This is a genomic window from Arthrobacter sp. Cza30 (genome assembly GCF_059090765.1).
On the sequence record NZ_JBNHGA010000009.1, the window covers coordinates 185338 to 201082 of the forward strand.

The 15745-nt window shown below is 71.8% G+C and carries 16 protein-coding genes; 11 read left to right on the forward strand and 5 right to left on the reverse strand.

What is annotated here, in order from left to right; genetic code table 11:
* The first annotated feature begins 26 nt into the window (after nucleotides 1-26).
* The 8 genes from AC5RVZ_RS27430 (at nucleotide 27) to AC5RVZ_RS27465 (ending at nucleotide 7807) form a co-directional block, all read left to right on the forward strand.
* A complete protein-coding gene (locus tag AC5RVZ_RS27430) occupies nucleotides 27-995 on the forward strand; it encodes an alpha/beta fold hydrolase (RefSeq protein ID WP_494068776.1) in 969 nt (322 codons plus the stop codon).
* A gap of 186 nt (nucleotides 996-1181) precedes the next feature.
* Nucleotides 1182-2693 (forward strand): ABC transporter substrate-binding protein, encoded by a 1512-nt coding sequence (locus AC5RVZ_RS27435; RefSeq protein WP_494068777.1) that lies wholly within the window; start codon nucleotides 1182-1184, stop codon nucleotides 2691-2693.
* A complete protein-coding gene (locus AC5RVZ_RS27440; RefSeq protein ID WP_494068778.1) occupies nucleotides 2690-3640 on the forward strand; it encodes an ABC transporter permease in 951 nt (316 codons plus the stop codon). The genes AC5RVZ_RS27435 and AC5RVZ_RS27440 overlap by 4 nt, the downstream gene beginning before the upstream one ends.
* 38 nt (nucleotides 3641-3678) lie before the next feature.
* A complete protein-coding gene (locus AC5RVZ_RS27445; RefSeq protein WP_494068892.1) occupies nucleotides 3679-4578 on the forward strand; it encodes an ABC transporter permease in 900 nt (299 codons plus the stop codon).
* Complete coding sequence (locus AC5RVZ_RS27450; protein WP_494068779.1) at nucleotides 4575-5363, forward strand: ATP-binding cassette domain-containing protein; 789 nt, start codon at nucleotides 4575-4577, stop codon at nucleotides 5361-5363. Before AC5RVZ_RS27445 ends, AC5RVZ_RS27450 begins: the two co-directional genes overlap by 4 nt.
* Nucleotides 5360-6187, forward strand: a complete 828-nt coding sequence (locus AC5RVZ_RS27455) for an ATP-binding cassette domain-containing protein (RefSeq protein WP_494068780.1) — start codon at nucleotides 5360-5362, stop codon at nucleotides 6185-6187. Before AC5RVZ_RS27450 ends, AC5RVZ_RS27455 begins: the two co-directional genes overlap by 4 nt.
* A gap of 179 nt (nucleotides 6188-6366) precedes the next feature.
* Nucleotides 6367-7437, forward strand: coding sequence for a M4 family metallopeptidase (locus AC5RVZ_RS27460; protein WP_494068781.1), 1071 nt, complete (start codon nucleotides 6367-6369; stop codon nucleotides 7435-7437).
* Nucleotides 7415-7807: a protealysin inhibitor emfourin gene (locus AC5RVZ_RS27465; protein WP_494068782.1), complete on the forward strand. Its 393-nt coding sequence runs from the start codon at nucleotides 7415-7417 to the stop codon at nucleotides 7805-7807. The genes AC5RVZ_RS27460 and AC5RVZ_RS27465 overlap by 23 nt, the downstream gene beginning before the upstream one ends.
* Here AC5RVZ_RS27465 and AC5RVZ_RS27470 read toward each other — a convergent pair whose 3' ends face one another.
* The 4 genes from AC5RVZ_RS27470 to AC5RVZ_RS27485 are packed head-to-tail and all read right to left on the reverse strand — an operon-like array spanning nucleotide 7808 to nucleotide 10862.
* A complete protein-coding gene (locus tag AC5RVZ_RS27470) occupies nucleotides 7808-8419 on the reverse strand; it encodes a GNAT family N-acetyltransferase (RefSeq protein WP_494068783.1) in 612 nt (203 codons plus the stop codon).
* A 4-nt stretch (nucleotides 8420-8423) separates the two neighbouring features.
* Complete coding sequence (locus tag AC5RVZ_RS27475; protein WP_494068784.1) at nucleotides 8424-9209, reverse strand: uracil-DNA glycosylase; 786 nt, start codon at nucleotides 9207-9209, stop codon at nucleotides 8424-8426.
* On the reverse strand, nucleotides 9193-10074 hold the full coding sequence (locus AC5RVZ_RS27480; RefSeq protein ID WP_494068785.1) for an alanyl-tRNA editing protein: 882 nt from the start codon (nucleotides 10072-10074) through the stop codon (nucleotides 9193-9195). Before AC5RVZ_RS27480 ends, AC5RVZ_RS27475 begins: the two co-directional genes overlap by 17 nt.
* Nucleotides 10071-10862 carry an SDR family oxidoreductase gene (locus AC5RVZ_RS27485; protein ID WP_494068786.1) on the reverse strand — a complete coding sequence of 264 codons (792 nt, stop codon included), beginning with the start codon at nucleotides 10860-10862 and terminating at the stop codon, nucleotides 10071-10073. Before AC5RVZ_RS27485 ends, AC5RVZ_RS27480 begins: the two co-directional genes overlap by 4 nt.
* Before the next feature lie 139 nt (nucleotides 10863-11001).
* Here AC5RVZ_RS27485 and AC5RVZ_RS27490 point away from each other — a divergent pair, with 139 nt between their 5' ends.
* The gene (locus tag AC5RVZ_RS27490; protein ID WP_494068787.1) at nucleotides 11002-12324 is read left to right on the forward strand and encodes a bifunctional o-acetylhomoserine/o-acetylserine sulfhydrylase; all 1323 of its coding nucleotides are present in this window, start codon (nucleotides 11002-11004) and stop codon (nucleotides 12322-12324) included.
* Nucleotides 12325-12375: 51 nt separating this feature from the next.
* On the opposite strand, the gene AC5RVZ_RS27495 is transcribed toward AC5RVZ_RS27490, so the two are convergent.
* Entirely contained in the window at nucleotides 12376-13380 is a 1005-nt protein-coding gene (locus tag AC5RVZ_RS27495) for a hypothetical protein (RefSeq protein WP_494068788.1), read from the reverse strand.
* Nucleotides 13381-13439: 59 nt separating this feature from the next.
* Here AC5RVZ_RS27495 and AC5RVZ_RS27500 point away from each other — a divergent pair, with 59 nt between their 5' ends.
* Both AC5RVZ_RS27500 and metX read left to right on the forward strand, forming a co-directional pair.
* Nucleotides 13440-14471, forward strand: a complete 1032-nt coding sequence (locus tag AC5RVZ_RS27500) for a DUF2332 domain-containing protein (protein ID WP_494068789.1) — start codon at nucleotides 13440-13442, stop codon at nucleotides 14469-14471.
* 40 nt (nucleotides 14472-14511) lie between these two features.
* Nucleotides 14512-15717, forward strand: a complete 1206-nt coding sequence (metX, locus tag AC5RVZ_RS27505) for a homoserine O-acetyltransferase MetX (protein ID WP_494068790.1) — start codon at nucleotides 14512-14514, stop codon at nucleotides 15715-15717.
* Nucleotides 15718-15745: the final 28 nt, after the last annotated feature.

Consider the following 15745-nt stretch of genomic DNA (forward strand, 5'->3'; position numbering starts at 1 on the left):
CGGAACGCGTGGGGGACAATGACCGGGTGAGCGAGCCCACCGACGAGTTCTCCTTCCTGCCCGAGCAAGCCGCTGAAGCAGGCATCGATTCCCCTCTCCCCCGCGGCGAGCGCCTTCTGCTCGCCCTGCCCGACGGTCGCACCCTCAGCGCCCTGAGATATTCGCCCCCGGACCGGCCGGATGCGGGCCCTCTCGTGACGTTCCTTCACGGCGCAGGCCTGAACGCGCACACCTGGGACACCACGATCCTCGCGCTCGGGCTTCCGGCGCTCGCGATCGACCTTCCCGGCCACGGCGACTCGTCCTGGCGCGAAGACGCCGCCTATGTCGCGCGCGTGCTGGCCCCGGACGTCGCGGCGGGGATGGACGCCTGGACCGACACGCCGCAGCTCCTGGTCGGGCAGTCGCTCGGCGGCCTGACGGCCGCGTCCGTCGCCGCCGCGCGTCCCGACCTCGTCCGGGAACTGGTCGTCATCGACATCACGCCCGGCGTGGACCCCGACGCAGGGCCCACGCAGATCCGCGATTTCTTCGCCGGCCCCGTGGACTGGGCCTCGCGCGACGACCTCGTCGACCGGGCGCTCGCCTTCGGGCTCGGCGGGGGCACCCGCCGGAAGGCCGAGCGCGGAGTGTTCTTCAACTCGCGCATCCGCCCCGACGGGCGGGTCGAGTGGAAGCACCACTTCGCGCACCTGGCCAACGCCGCCGCCTCCGCTCCGCAAGCCCGGGCGACGGCATCCGCCGCGCAGGACGAGAGCACGGATGCCGTCGGCGCGGTGCTGGGCGAGGCAGGGTGGGAGGACCTCGCCGCGGTGCAGGTCCCGACGACGCTTCTGCGCGGGGAGCGCGGCTATGTCACGGAGAGGGACGCCGCGGAGTTCGCGCGCCGCAACCCGGACGCCGTCGTCGCCGTCGTGCCCTCGGGCCACAACGTGCAGGAGGAGATCCCCGTCCCGCTCGGCCGGCGGCTCCGAGCGCTCGTCACGCCCGCGTAGCGGTCGCGCACCGGCGCTGAGGGCGTTTCTGGACGGGAAGCATTAACGCTTGTGTTTCGTTCCGGGTAGCGGATCGTCGTACGCCATCGGGATATCCCTAGGCTGGACTACCGCACCGGCCGTGCGGCGAACCCGTCGCGCGGCCCGCGCCCGCACAGCACGCGGACCCCTCCCGGAAGGATCCCCATGTCCCGTCGCACCGTCCTCGCCGCGGCAGCGCTCCTCACCGCCGGCATCCTCTCGCTCTCCGCCTGCAGCGGCGGCACGGGGCCGACCACGCCCAGCTCGCCGGGTGAGCCCGACCCCGGCGCATCGGTGGCCATCCGACTCGTGCTCGAGCCGAGCAATCTCGACATCCGCCAGACGTCGGGCGCGGCGCTGGACCAGATCCTCGTCGACAACATCTACCAGGGGCTGGTCGCGCGCACCCCGGAGCAGGAGATCGAGCCGGCGCTCGCGAGCGACTGGACGGTGTCGGAGGACGGCCTGACCTACACGTTCACGCTGCGCGAGGGCGTCACCTTCCACGACGGCCAGGAACTCACGCCGCAGGACGTCGTCTGGTCTCTGACCACTCGCCGTGACACCGCCGACTGGCGCGACTCGGCACGCCTGGCCAACGTCGCGTCGATCGCCGTGGAGGGGCAGCAGATCACCCTCGGTCTCAGCCAGCCCGACTCGAGTCTGCTGTGGAACCTCACCGGGCGCGCGGGCATCATCCTCAAAGAGGGCGACACGGTCGACTACCAGACGGATGCCAACGGCACCGGGCCGTTCGTGCTGGAGGACTGGCGTCAGGGCGACAGCATCACCTTCCTCCGCAACGAGTCGTACTGGGGCGAGGCGGCCGGCGTCGCCGAGGTCGTCTTCGACTACATCCCCGACAACCAGGCGGCCCTCAACGCGGCGTTGGCCGGCGAGGTGGACGTCGTGACCGGCTTCGACGCCAACCTGAGGGAGCAGATCGAGGCGAACGGCGACTTCACGCTCGAGGTCGGCCAGTCGACCGACAAGGGCGTGCTGGCGTTCAACCAGACCACGGGTCCGCTGGCCGATCGGCGCGTACGGCAGGCGATCCGTCAGGCGATCGACCACGACGCCTTCATCGAGGCGCTCGGCGCGGGACAGACCCAGTACGGGCCGATCCCGGAGCTCGACCCCGGGTACGAAGACCTCGGCGACGTCGCCCCGTACGATCCCGAGGCCGCGCGCGCGCTGCTGGAGGAGGCCGGCGCCGAGGACCTCGAGCTGACCCTCACGATCCCGAACTTCTACGCCACGACGATCCCGCAGGTGCTCGTGTCGGATCTGAACGAGGTGGGCATCACGCTCGAGGTCGAGTCGGTGGACTTCCCGACCTGGCTCAACGACGTCTACACGAACAAGGACTACGAGCTGAGCTTCGTGCTGCACACCGAGGCGCGCGACTTCGAGAACTGGGCGAACCCGGACTACTACTTCACCTACGACAACCCCGAGGTGCAGGAGCTGTACGCGCAGTCGCTCGCCGCGACCGACGAGGCCGAGGCCGCGGAACTGCTGCAGGAGGCGGCCCGCATCGTGTCGGAGGACGCGGCCGCGGACTGGCTGTACAACGGCGCATCCGTCGTGGCGGTCGGCACTAACATCACGGGTATGCCCTCGATCAACGTGAACGAGCGCCTCAACCTGGCCGAGATCGCCAAGAGCAACGGGTGATCCGCTACACGCTGACGCGGCTGGCCCTGCTGGTGCTGGGGCTGTTCGTGGCCAGCGTGCTGATCTTCCTGACTCTCCGCGTGCTGCCCGGTGACATCGCGCAGCTCATCGCCGGGACGAACAGCACTCCCGAGCAGATCGCGGCGATCCGCGAGCGGCTCGGATTGGGGCGACCCCTCCCCGTCCAGTACGTCGACTGGATCGCCGGCGTCTTCCGCGGCGACCTCGGCAGCTCGCTGCTCACCGGCACGAGCGTGGTCGACGAGCTCGCCGAGAAGTCCCAGGTCACCGTGCCCCTCGGCATCCTGTCGCTCGCGATCGCGATCCTCCTCAGCGTGCCGTTGGGGGTGCTGTCGGCGATGCGACGCGGCCGCGCGGAGGGCACGGCCCTCACCTTCAGCGCGCAGGCGCTCGCGGCGGTTCCAGTGGTGTGGGCGGGCATGATGCTCGTGGTCGTGTTCGCCGTGTGGCTGGGCTGGCTGCCGGCGCAGGGCTTCCCCCGTGCGGGGTGGCAGGACCCGTGGGCCGCCCTGCGCTCGCTGCTGCTGCCGGCGCTGACCATCGGGATCGTCGAGGGCGCGATGCTGATGCGCTTCGTGCGCAGCGCGACGCTTCAGGCGGTCGGCCAGGACTTCGTCCGCACCGCCGCCGCCAAGGGCCTCACCCGGAACGCCGCCCTGGTCCGTCACGGACTGCCCGTCGTCGGGCTGTCGGTCATCACCGTGCTGGGGCTCCAGGTCGCGGGCATCATCGTCGGCGCGGTCGTCATCGAGGAGCTCTTCGCACTGCCGGGCATCGGACGGATGCTGGTGGCCGACGTCGGCGCGCGGGACCTGCCCAAGGTGCAGGGCGAGCTGCTGGCGCTGACGGGCTTCGTGCTCATCGTCGGCTTCGTCGTCGACCTCGTCCACCGCGCCCTGGACCCTCGCCAGCGGGAGGCATCGTGACGGCGCGCACCGCTTCCGCCACGGACGCCGCGGCCCGCGTGCCTCGCGGACCGTCGCGGTGGGCCTGGCTCCGACGGCTGTGGCACCTGCCCACCGGGCGGTTCGGCATCGTCGTGGTGGCCGTCGTGCTGCTCACGGCGATCGCCGCACGCTTCTGGACGCCGTTCGATCCGCAGCAGGTCGAGATCGCAGACCGCTGGGCGCCGCCGGGCTGGCCGCACCTGCTGGGCACGGATGGCTCCGGCCGGGACATCCTGAGCCTCCTCATGGCGGGGGCTCGCACCACGGTCTTCGTCGCTGTGGGCGCCGGCCTGGTGGCCACCGCGGTGGGGATGGCGCTCGCGACGCTGGGGGCGCTGACCTCCCGCTGGGTGCGCGAGTCGGTCGCCGTCCTCGTGGACGTCCTCATCGCGTTCCCCGTGCTCATCATCGCGATGATGATCTCGGCGGTATGGGGAGGATCGCTGTGGGTCGTCATCTGGGCCGTGGGCATCGGCTTCGGGGTGAACATCGCGCGGGTGACCAGGCCGGAGCTGCGCCGCGTGCTGCACAGCGACTTCGTCCTCGCCGGCCGCGCCTCCGGCCTCACGCCGGGGCAGAACCTCGCGCGTCACCTGCTGCCGAACGTGGCGCCGGTGTTCATCGTGCAGCTGTCGTGGGGCATGGCCGTCGCCGTTCTCGCCGAGGCGGGCCTGTCGTACCTGGGCTTCGGGGCACCGGTGACCGAGCCGTCGTGGGGTCTGCTGCTGGATCAGCTGCAGCAGTACATCACCGTGCATCCGCTGTCGGTGCTGTGGCCGGGACTTGCGATCACGCTCACCGTCCTGGGCCTGAACCTCCTCGGCGACGGCCTGCGCGATGCGACGGACCCGACGCTCAGCCGCGCCCGCGGAGCCGCGCGCGAGGCGCGCACGCATGTGCCCGAGGTGGTCGCATGAGTCTGGAGGTGCAGGACCTCGTCATCGACATCGGCGGCCGGCGCGTGGTGGACGGCGTGTCGTTCTCGGTCTCCGAGGGCCAGCGTGTCGGACTCATCGGCGAGTCCGGGTCGGGCAAGTCGCTGACGGCGCTGGCGATCCTGGGGCTGCTCCCCGACGGCGCGCATGCGCAGGGCAGCATCCGGTGGGACGGCCTCGAGCTGATCGGCCGGTCCGACCGCGAACTGGCGGCGCTGCGGGGCGACGAGATCGGCATCGTCTTCCAGGAACCCCGCACCGCGCTCAACCCCATCCGCACCGTCGGCCGCCAGATCGCCGAGTCGGTGCGCATCCATGAGGGCGTGTCGAGACGGGATGCCGCGGCACGCGCCGTGGCGGAGGCATCCCGGGTCGCCCTTCCCGAGCCCGAGCGGATCGTCGCCCGCTATCCGCATCAGCTGTCCGGCGGTCAGCGTCAGCGTGTCGCGATCGCGATGGCCCTCGCCTGCCGTCCCCGACTGCTGATCGCCGACGAACCGACCACGGCGCTCGACGTCACGATCCAGGCCGAGATCCTCGAGCTGCTGCGCTCGCTCGTCGAGGACGACGGCATGTCGCTGGTCTTCATCACCCACGATCTGGCCGTCCTGTCGCAGATCGCCTCCCACGGCGTCGTCCTCGAGGACGGCCGCGTGGTCGAGCAGGCGCCGGTGCCGCAGCTGCTGAGCACGCCGGAGTCGCCCGTGACGCGCAGCCTGCTGCGCGATGCGACGGCGACGCTGTGGCGACCGGGAGGCGTGGCATGAACGCCGCGCGCCCGGGGCGCGACGGGCGCCCGCCGCTGCTGCGCGGCCGCGGCCTGACGCGGCGCTACCCGCTCCCGAAGACCCAGCTGTTCGAGCGCCGCGGCGTCACGGTCGGCGTCGAGGACGCCGACATCGACGTGCACGAGGGGGCCGCGGTCGGGATCATCGGCGAGTCCGGCTCGGGCAAGTCGACCCTCGTGCGCCTGCTGCTGGCACTGGACACCCCGACCGCCGGCAGCGTCGAATTCGACGGCCGCCCGGTGGACGCCCGCGGCAGCGCCCGGTCGCTGCACTGGCTGCGACGGCAGACCGGCATCGTGTTCCAGGATCCTTACGCGTCGCTCGACCCCCGGATGAGCGTGGGCCGCATCGTGAGCGAGCCGCTGTGGGCCCTCGGGATCGAGGGCGACCGCGACGCCCGCGTGCGCGAGGTGCTCGAGGATGTCGGGCTCGACGCCGACATGGCCGGCCGCTTCCCGCACGAGTTCTCCGGCGGTCAGCGCCAGCGCATCGCCCTCGCGCGCGCGCTCGTGCATCGCCCCCGCCTCCTCGTGGGCGACGAGCCGCTCTCGGCGCTCGATGTGACGGTGCGCGCGCAGATCCTGCAGCTGCTCGAGGAGCTGCGCCGACGGGACCGGCTCACGCTGCTGCTGGTGTCGCACGACATCGGCGTGGTGCAGAACCTCTGCGACCAGGTCATCGTCATGAAGGACGGGCGCATCGTCGAGGAGGGCCCGACGGAGAAGGTGCTGCTGCAGCCCCAGGTCGCCTACACCCGTCGCCTGCTCGCGTCGATCCCGGTCATCGACCCCGGCGCGGCCTGAGCCGCCCGGCGCGCCTCGGCGCCGCCTCAGCCGCCCGGCGCGCCTCAGTGGATTCGGACGCACGCCGCGGATTCGGGCCCGCACGAGCCGTGGCATCCGAATCCGGGCGCGGTACCCGGATCCGTGCACATGCCGACGCTCGCGGCGCCGGGGTCGGAGGGCGCCGCTAGGTTCGAGGCATGGGTCACGCGATCGTCCCCCCGTACCTGCTGGCGCGGATCGCCGCTGTGCAGGAGCCGCAGTGGTCCCGCGCGGCGCAGGCTGCCCGCTCCACTCTCGCCGCGCCGCGGGACTACCGCCCGGTGCGATCGCGGCTGCGGCTGTCGATCGACGCCCAGGGCTCGCTCGTCGCCGAGACGACGCCCGCGCCCGACCGCGAGATCTCCGACGCTCAGCGGCGCGAGGTGCTTCCGGGCGTGCGGGTCCGCGGGGAGGACGACCCGCCCACGGGCGACGTCGCCGTCGACGAGGCGTTCGACGGGCTGGGGGCCACGTTCGACTTCCTGTGGGACGCGTTCGCCCGCAACAGTCTGGACGGCGCGGGCGGGTCGCTCCTGGCCACCGTGCACTACGGCCGCGACTACGACAACGCGTTCTGGAACGGCGAGCGCATGGTGTTCGGAGACGGCGACGGCGAGGTGTTCACGGGCTTCACGGGATCGCTCACGGTCATCGCCCACGAGCTCGCCCACGGCGTGATCGACGACGAGGGCGGACTGGAGTACCAGGGGCAGTCGGGGGCGCTCAACGAGTCGATCGCCGACGTGGTCGGGGCGCTCGCCGAGCAGCATCACCGGGGTCAGACCGTCGAAGAGGCGAGCTGGCTCATCGGCGAGGGGATCTTCACGGATGCCGTGCAAGGCACCGCTCTGCGCTCGCTGTCCGCGCCCGGCACGGCGTACGACGACGACGTCCTGGGCAGGGACCCCCAGCCGGGGCACATGCGGGACTACGTCGACACCCGCGACGACAACGGCGGGGTGCACATCAACTCGGGCATCCCCAACCACGCGTTCTACCTCACCGCCATGGAGCTCGGCGGACGGGCCTGGGAGCGGGCGGGCCTGATCTGGTACCGCGCGCTCACCGCGGGGACCCTGTCGCCGACCGCCGACTTCGCGGCCTTCGCCCGCGCCACGGTGGCCGCCGCCGTCGCGGAGTACGGTGAAGAGTCGGAGGAGGTGCTCGCCGTGCGCACCGGATGGACGGGCGTGGGCGTGACCGAGGATGGAACAGACACCGAGCGCTGAGCCCGAGGAGCGCGACGGCGCCGAGCGCCCGGCGGCGCCCGCTGCGGCGCGTGTACAGATCGAGGTGTCGCGCACGGGCGGATTCGCAGGTCTCACGCGCCGCTGGACGGTGCAGCCCGCAGACGACGAAGCGCCGCGCTGGCTCGCGCTGATCGACCGCTGCCCCTGGGACGAGATCTCCGTCGACGGGAAGGGCGCCGGCGCGAAGCCGGTCCCCGACGGCTTCGTGTGGCGCATCCGGGCGCGGGGTGAGGGCGCCGAAGCGCACGACGTCGAGCTGCCGGATGCCGCTCTCACCGGAGCGTGGCGTGAGCTCGTCGACGCGGTGCGCTCGTGGAAGGCGACCGCACGCGGCGACCACCGGTCGTGATCAGCGTCCGAAGAGCGTCTTCTTCTTCGCCGGCTTGAGCGACTTCTGCAGGTAGATCACACCCAGCCAGCGGCCGAACTTGAAGCCGACTCGGCCCATGCGGCCGACCTCGACGAAGCCGAGCTTCTCGTGCAGCGCGATCGATCCCTCCGCGCCCTTGTCGCTGACCACGGCGACGATCTGGCGGATGCCGGCCTCCTCGCACGCCTCGATGAGGGCCTCGAGCAGCGCGCGGCCCAAGCCCTTGCCGGTGGCGGCCTGGCCCAGATAGATGGAGTTCTCCACCGAGAAGCGGTAGGCCGACTTGCTCGACATCGGCTGCACCAGCGCATAGCCGAGGATCTGTCCGGTCGGGGACTCGGCCACGAGGAACGGCAGCCCGAGTCGGCGGAGGTTCTCGGCCTTCTCGCGCCACTGCGCGATCGACCACGTGTCCTCGTCGAAGGTCACGACGGAGTTCGTCACGTAGTGGTTGTAGATCTCCCGGATGTCGGGGATGTCCTCATCGGCCATAGGCCGGATGGTGTACGAGAAGGCGCGCTCCGGCTCTGGCCGGCGACGCAGGTGCCGTGGCAGCCGGCGCCGGTCTCTGTCGTATTCCTCCTCGAGCATTCCGTCAGCCTACGCGCGTGGCATCCTGCCCCATGCCCGTGGGCGAGTTCGGGCCGCTGCGCCCCGACGGCTCCGACGGGCCGCTCGCCGGACCGGCGAGGGACGGAATGGCCCAGTCCACGGGCTCGGCGCCCTGCCGGGCGAGCAGCTCGTTCGCGCGGGAGAACGGCCGCGACCCGAAGAAGCCGCGGCTCGCCGAAAGCGGAGACGGGTGCGGCGACTCGATGACCGGGGTGGTCCCGAGGAGGGGGCGGAGGCCGGCGGCATCCCTCCCCCACAGGATCGCCACGAGCGGCTGATCGCGCGCGACCAGCGTGCGGATGGCGTGCTCCGTCACGTTCTCCCAGCCCCAGCCGCGGTGGGATGCCGGCTGACCGGGCGCGACCGTCAGCACCCGGTTGAGCAGCATGACGCCCTGATCGCTCCACGCCGACAGGTCGCCGTGCGCGGCACGCGGGATGCCGAGATCCGATTCCAGCTCCTGATAGATGTTCGCGAGGCTTCGCGGCAGCGGGCGCACGTGCGCATCGACGGCGAACGACAAGCCGATCGGGTGCCCGGGTGTCGGGTAGGGATCCTGCCCCACGATCAGCACCTTCACCTCGGACAGCGGGCGCGCGAACGCGCGCAGCACGCGCTCGCCCGCCGGAAGGTAGTGCCGACCCGCGGCCACTTCGGCGCGCAGCCGCTTCCCCAGCGCCGCGATGTCGGGGGCGACGGGGGCGAGCGCAGCGGCCCAGCCCGGGTCGAGAAGCCCGGCGTCGGCGAGCTGATCAAGCGTCAGCGCCACCGCGCACCTCCGCCGTCGTGGTCATGATGAGCCGCTGACCGCCGTCGGCCTCCTCGACGTCGAACGCGACGGTGACGCGGGACAGCTCCGACAGCGCCGTGAGATGCGTCCCGCCGCACGGGATGCGGGCCTCGCCTTCCTCGAGCGTGCAGACCCATGTCCGGCGGTCCGCCAGCGTGTCGCCTTCGCGATCGACGCGGACCGCTCCGCCTGCGAGAACCCACTCCGCCAGCCGCTCGTTCACCCGCTCCGCGAGCGCCGCCGTGTCGGTCAGCGCCTCCGGATCGAAGCCCTTGCGCCGCAGCGACTTGCCGATGCGGTACTCGTCCCGCGATCCCCCCGGCGTGATGCGGGACCGCTCGATCGCGAGCGCATCGAACGCCGGCGCCCCCAGCGGGTCTCGCGGGACGTCCTTCCGCCATGCGCCCGCGAGGCCGCGGTCGAGCGCGAGGGATGCGAGGTGGCAGGCCGTGTGACCCGCCGACAGCGCCGCCCGGTACTCCGGGTCGACCGAGACCTCGACGACGTCTCCCTCGGCGGGCTGCCCGTCGGCGACGATATGGGCCACGACGAAGGTCCAGCCTTCGGTGCCGGTGCGCACCGGCACATCGGCGCCCAGGAGCAGCTCGTCCTCGCGGGCGGCGCCGACCACCGCGTCCACGACCTCCAGTCGGCGGTCGCCGATGCGCAGCGCGCCACGGTCGGCGGGCTGATCCGGCCATGCCGTGTCGACGGGGTGGAAAGCCGTCCGGTCGAGCACGACGGCGGTGCGGCCGCTGCCGACGTCGACGACGTGCACGACCGTGCCGGTCGAGGCGACGTCGCCGGCGGGATAGGTGACGACCGTGCCCGTTGCCGGGATCACGCGCGGTCGTCCTCGACGCGCGGACGCAGCGGCCCGCGTGCGAGCAGATGCTGGGCCGACTGCGCGACCGGTCGCATGGTCACCAGGTCGAGGTTGACGTGCCCCGGCGCGTTGAGCGCGTATGCGACGACGTCCGCGACGTCGCCGGCGGTGAGCGGCTGCTGCACGCCCTCGTACACCCGCTCGGCCGCCACGCGATCGCCGCCGAGCCGGTTCAGTGTGAATTCGGGCGTGTGCACCATCCCCGGCGCCACTTCGATGACCCGGATGGGCTCACCGTTGAGCTCGAGGCGAAGCGCGTGGGCCAGCATGGATTCGCCGGCCTTCGCCGCGTTGTAGCCGGCTCCACCCGCGTACGCCGTCTGGGCGGCGGTGGACGTCACGAACAGCGTGTCGGCGTGACCATCGGATGCCGCGGCGCGACGCAGCAGCGGGAGCAAGGACGCCACGAGCCGTTGGGCCGACAGGACGTTGACCTCGAACATCCACTGCCAGTCCTCGACGCGTCCGTCCTCCACGCGGTCCGTGCCGCGGGCGCCGCCGGCGACATGGACCAGCGCGTGGACGGGTCCGGACTCGGCGAGGAATTCCGTCAGCGCCTGCACATCGGCGTCGGAGGTCAGGTCGGCGGCGTACGCGACGGACCCGCACTCGTCCTCGAGCTCCTCGAGCCGGTCGGCGCGGCGCGCGACGGCCACCACGTCCCATCCGCTCGCCCGCAGCGCTCGAGCGGTCGCTTCGCCGATGCCAGAGCTTGCTCCTGTCACCACCGCACGTCGTGTCACCATGCCTCCACGCTACCGACGTCCGGACGGGGCCTGTTACGTCACGTTTCCGCGGCGTTGTCGAGCTCGGCGCGGACTCCGTACTGTCGATTCCGGTCGAAGGCGAGGGGTCTTCGGCATCCGATCCCGTAGGAGCAAGCCCATGTCCGCACCCGAGAACTGGCGTTTCGAGACCAAGCAGATCCACTCGGGCGCCCAGCCCGACCCGGTGACGAAGGCCCGCGCTACGCCGATCTACCAGACGACGTCGTACGTGTTCGACAACGCCGACCACGCCGCGAACCTGTTCGCGCTCGCCGAGTTCGGCAACATCTACACCCGCATCCAGAACCCCACGCAGGCGGTCGTCGAGGAGCGCCTGGCCGCCCTCGAAGGCGGCACCGGTGCGCTCCTGCTGGCCAGCGGCCAGGCGGCGTCCACGTTCGCGATCCTGAACATCGCCGAGGCCGGCGGCCACTTCGTCGCATCGAGCTCGATCTACGGCGGCACGTACAACCTCTTCAAGTACACGCTGGCCAAGCTGGGCATCGAGGTCACCTTCGTCGAGAACCAGGACGACCCCGAGGAGTGGCGCCGCGCCGTCCGCCCGAACACCAAGCTGTTCTTCGCCGAGACCATCGGCAACCCGAAGATCAACGTGCTCGACATCCGCACCGTCGCCGACGTGGCGCACGAGAACGGCCTGCCGCTGATCGTCGACAACACGATCGCCACGCCCTACCTCATCCGCCCGTTCGAGCACGGCGCCGACATCGTGATCCACTCGGCGACGAAGTTCCTCGGCGGCCACGGCACCACCATCGGCGGCGTCATCGTCGACGGCGGCTCCTTCGCGTGGTCGGAGCACGTCGACCGCTTCCCGGGCCTGACCGAGCCGGACCCGTCGTACCACGGCGCGTCGTACACGGCGGCGGTCGGCGACGGCCTGGCCTACATCATCAAGGCGCGCGTGCAGCTGCTGCGCGACCTCGGCGCGGCGATCGCGCCCAACAGCGCGTGGCTGCTGCTGCAGGGCATCGAGACGCTGTCGCTGCGCGTGGAGCGTCACGTGCAGAACGCGCAGGAGATCGCCGAGTGGCTCGAGAACCAGGACGACGTCGCCTCGGTCAACTACTCGGGACTGCCCACCTCGCCCTGGTACGCCGCTGCGAACACCTACGCCCCGAAGGGCGTCGGCGCGGTCCTCTCCTTCGAGCTGAAGGGCGGCGTCCAGGCCGGCCGCGAGTTCGTCAACTCGCTGAGCCTGTTCAGCCACCTGGCCAACATCGGCGATGTGCGCTCCCTTGTGATCCACCCCGCGTCGACCACGCACTCGCAGCTGACGCCGGAGCAGCAGCTGACCACGGGTGTCACGCCGGGACTGGTGCGCCTGTCCGTCGGCATCGAGAACGTCGATGACCTGAAGGCCGACCTCGAGCAGGCGCTCGCCGCCGCTCGACGGGTGTCGGAGGCCGCTCGCGCCTGACCTCGCGGATCCCATGACGGATGCCTCGGCCCCGACGGGCCGGGGCATCCGTCATACGCGCTGGGGGGCGGCCCAGCCCTGCTCCCACCAGCGCAGTACGCGCAGTGCGCGGAGCGTCACCCAGCGGCTGGGGAAGCCGTCGTGCTCCCCGGCCAGCTCGAACAGCGTCGGACCCTCGTGGTTGTTCTCCAGTGGGAAGAGCCCGTTGTCGAGGCGCTTGGCGCCCAGCAGCTCGATCGCCTCGGCGCAGCGGTCGTCGCGTTCGGGTCGTGCGAGGCGGAAGTAGTCCAGCGCCCGCAGGATGTCGTGGAACCACCGCACCGGCGAAGAGGTCAGGGTGATGCGCAGGTCGGGGATCTCGCCGGTCGTCTTACGCCGGAACAGGCGGCGCTCGAGCAGGTACTCCTCGCCCCGCAGGCGCGCGGCCGTGACCTCGCCGGCGTCGCGCGTGACGGTGGGCGGCGCGTCCGACATGTCGTCGACGCCGGTGCGCTGCCCCCACGCCCACAGCCCCTCGAGCGCGCAGATCGTCGAATGGAACGAGCTGGCCGCGGCGGGGTCGTCCTCCCAGCAGTTCCACCCGCCGTCCTCGTGCTGAGTCGCCAGGAGCGTCTCTGCCGCCTTCGAGCCGTCCTGACCGAAGTACGCGCCGACGGCGAGCGCGATGCCGTTGATGCAGGGCTCGACCTCGCCCTCGAAGTAGGGCTGGCCCGCGTGCTCCCACCGCACGTTGTCGCGTACGAGCGCGATGGCGTGCTCGCCCTGCGGGGATGCCGGATCGAGGCCGTACTCCATGAGGGACTGCAGCGAGAAGTGCGTCGCCGTCCACGCGTCGAAGAAGGGCCGGGACTCGTCGACCCAGCCGGGCCGGTACGTGCCGCCGTCCCACCGCCCGTCCGGTCCCTGTTCGGCCAGGAGCCGGGCGCCCCACCCCTCCGTCGCCACGCGCGCACGCTCGGCCGCGACGTCTTCGGCCGGGGCGTCGGCGAGGTCGCGCAGAGTCTGCCACCGGATGGCGGGATCGCCCTCGAGCAGGTAGTCGACGACAGCGTCCATGCCACGCATGCTAGACCGGCATCCCGACACGTGCGCCGCGCACACCGTAGGGTGTGGCCGTGGGCACGCATGACGGCGCCGCGGGCATCGCGGCGCTCTATGACGACTTCGGACGCCGCTGGGCGCGCGGGACCTCCCCGCTGTACGAGGAATGGTCGCTCGGCGTGGCCGGCGACGGCGAGCTGACGCAGCGGCTCGCACACCTGCCGCACCGGCTGCAGCAGCCGAACCTGCTCTACGCCGCCGCGCGATGGGCCGGCTCGCCGCTGGTCGGGTTCGCGCAATGGCGCGAGTGGCTGCTCACGCACTGGGAGGCGGTGCTCGAGGTCGCACACGCCCGCTCGACGCAGACGAACGAGCCGAACCGGTGTGCGACCCTGCTGCCGGTGCTCTCGCGCATCGACGGGCCGGTGGCCCTGCTGGAGGTGGGTACCGCAGGGGGTCTGTGCCTCTTCCCCGACCGCTACGGCTACGAATACACCGCGCCGGATGGCATCCACCGCCTCGACCCGCCCGCCGACGAGACGCCCGTGCTCCTGGAGTGCCGTCTCGACGAGGACGCGAGCCTCCCGCAGCGCCGCCCTGAGGTGGTGTGGCGCCGCGGAATCGACCTGTCACCCATCGACGTGCGCGACGCGGAGGCAGTCGACTGGCTGGCGACGCTCGTGTGGCCCGGCCCGGACCACGACGCGCGCGTGGCACGGCTGCGGGCCGCCGCCGCGGTGGTGGCATCCTCCCCTCCGGAGATCATCCGCGGCGACCTGCTGGAGACCGTGACGGATGCCGGGGCGCAGGCGCCCGCCGAAGCGACGGTCGTCGTCTTCCACAGCGCCGTGCTGCTGTACCTCGACGCCCAGAGCCGGCAGCTTTTCTCCGACATCATGGCCGGGCTCGGCGAAGCGATCGGCAGGAGGGTGCTGTGGCTGTCGAACGAGACGACCGGCACGTATCCCGCCGTGGACGCCCAGCTGCCGAGGGGCATCCGCACGGATCACCGGTTCGTCCAGACGGTCGACGGTCGGCCCATCGCCCTCGCGGGGCAGCACGGCGCGGTGTACGAGACGCAGCCGTTCCGCGCGGATCGGGTGTAACAGTCCGTCGGGGGTCTCGCGGGCACGCGAGAATGGACGAATGGACTGGCAGACCTCCGAAGACACGGTGCCCAGCGCACCGGTGACGGAGGCCGACGCCCGCCAGCTGCTGGGCAGGCCGCCTGCCACGGGCGCATGGCGCGACGGCGACCCGGTCGGCGACCGGCTCTTCGCCGCCTTCGGGCCCTTCCGCACCGAGGGCGGGCGTGAGCTTCCGGGGTATCGGCTCGCGTACGAGACCTGGGGCGAGCTGAGCCCCACCCGCGACAACGCCGTGCTCGTGCTCCATGCGCTCACCGGCGACAGTCACGTCCGAGGACCCGCCGGCCCGGGGCATCCCACCTCCGGCTGGTGGGACGACATCGTCGGCCCCGGCTGTCCCATCGACACCGACCGCTGGTTCGTCGTGGCGCCCAACATGCTCGGCGGCTGCCAGGGCTCCACCGGGCCGGCATCCATCGCCCCTGACGGTTACGAGTGGGCCTCGCGATTCCCGTACCTGACGATCCGCGACCAGGTCGCCGCGCAGGTGCGGCTGGCCGATGCGCTCGGGATCGACGTGTGGGCGGGCGTCGTCGGCGGATCGATGGGCGGGATGCATGCGCTGGAGTGGGCGGCGGCCCATCCCGAGCGCGTCCAGCGGGTCGGCATCCTGTCGGCTCCTCCCGTGAACACCGCCGACCAGATCGCCCTGAACTCGGTGCAGCTGGAGGCGATCCGCATCGATCCCCGGTTCCAAGGCGGGGAGTACTACGACGCCCCGGACGGCGACGGACCGACGCGCGGCCTGGCGCTGGCGCGTCGCATGGCGCTGCTGAACTACCGCTCGCCCACCGAGCTGAACCAGCGCTTCCAGCGGACGTGGCAGTCCGGCGTCAGCCCCCTGGGTCACGGCGGGCGGTTCGCGGTGGAGTCGTATCTCGACTTCCATGGCAACAAGTTCACGCGCCGGTTCGACGCCAACGCGTACATCACGCTGGTCGAGGCGATGAACTCCCACGACGTCGGCCGCGATCGCGGCGGCGTCGAGGACGCCCTCGCTCGCGTGACGGCCACGGCGCTCGTGCTCGGGATCGACACCGACCGGCTCTTCCCGATCGACGGGCAGCACCGCATCGCCCGAGGCATCCCGAACACGCTCGACGGGGATCGCGCCGTCGTCCTCAGCAGCGACTTCGGCCATGACGGGTTCCTCATCGAGACCCCCGCGGTCGGCGCCCACGTGCGGCGCCTCCTCGAGAGCTGACCGGAACCGCACGAGCCCTGCCCTGCCC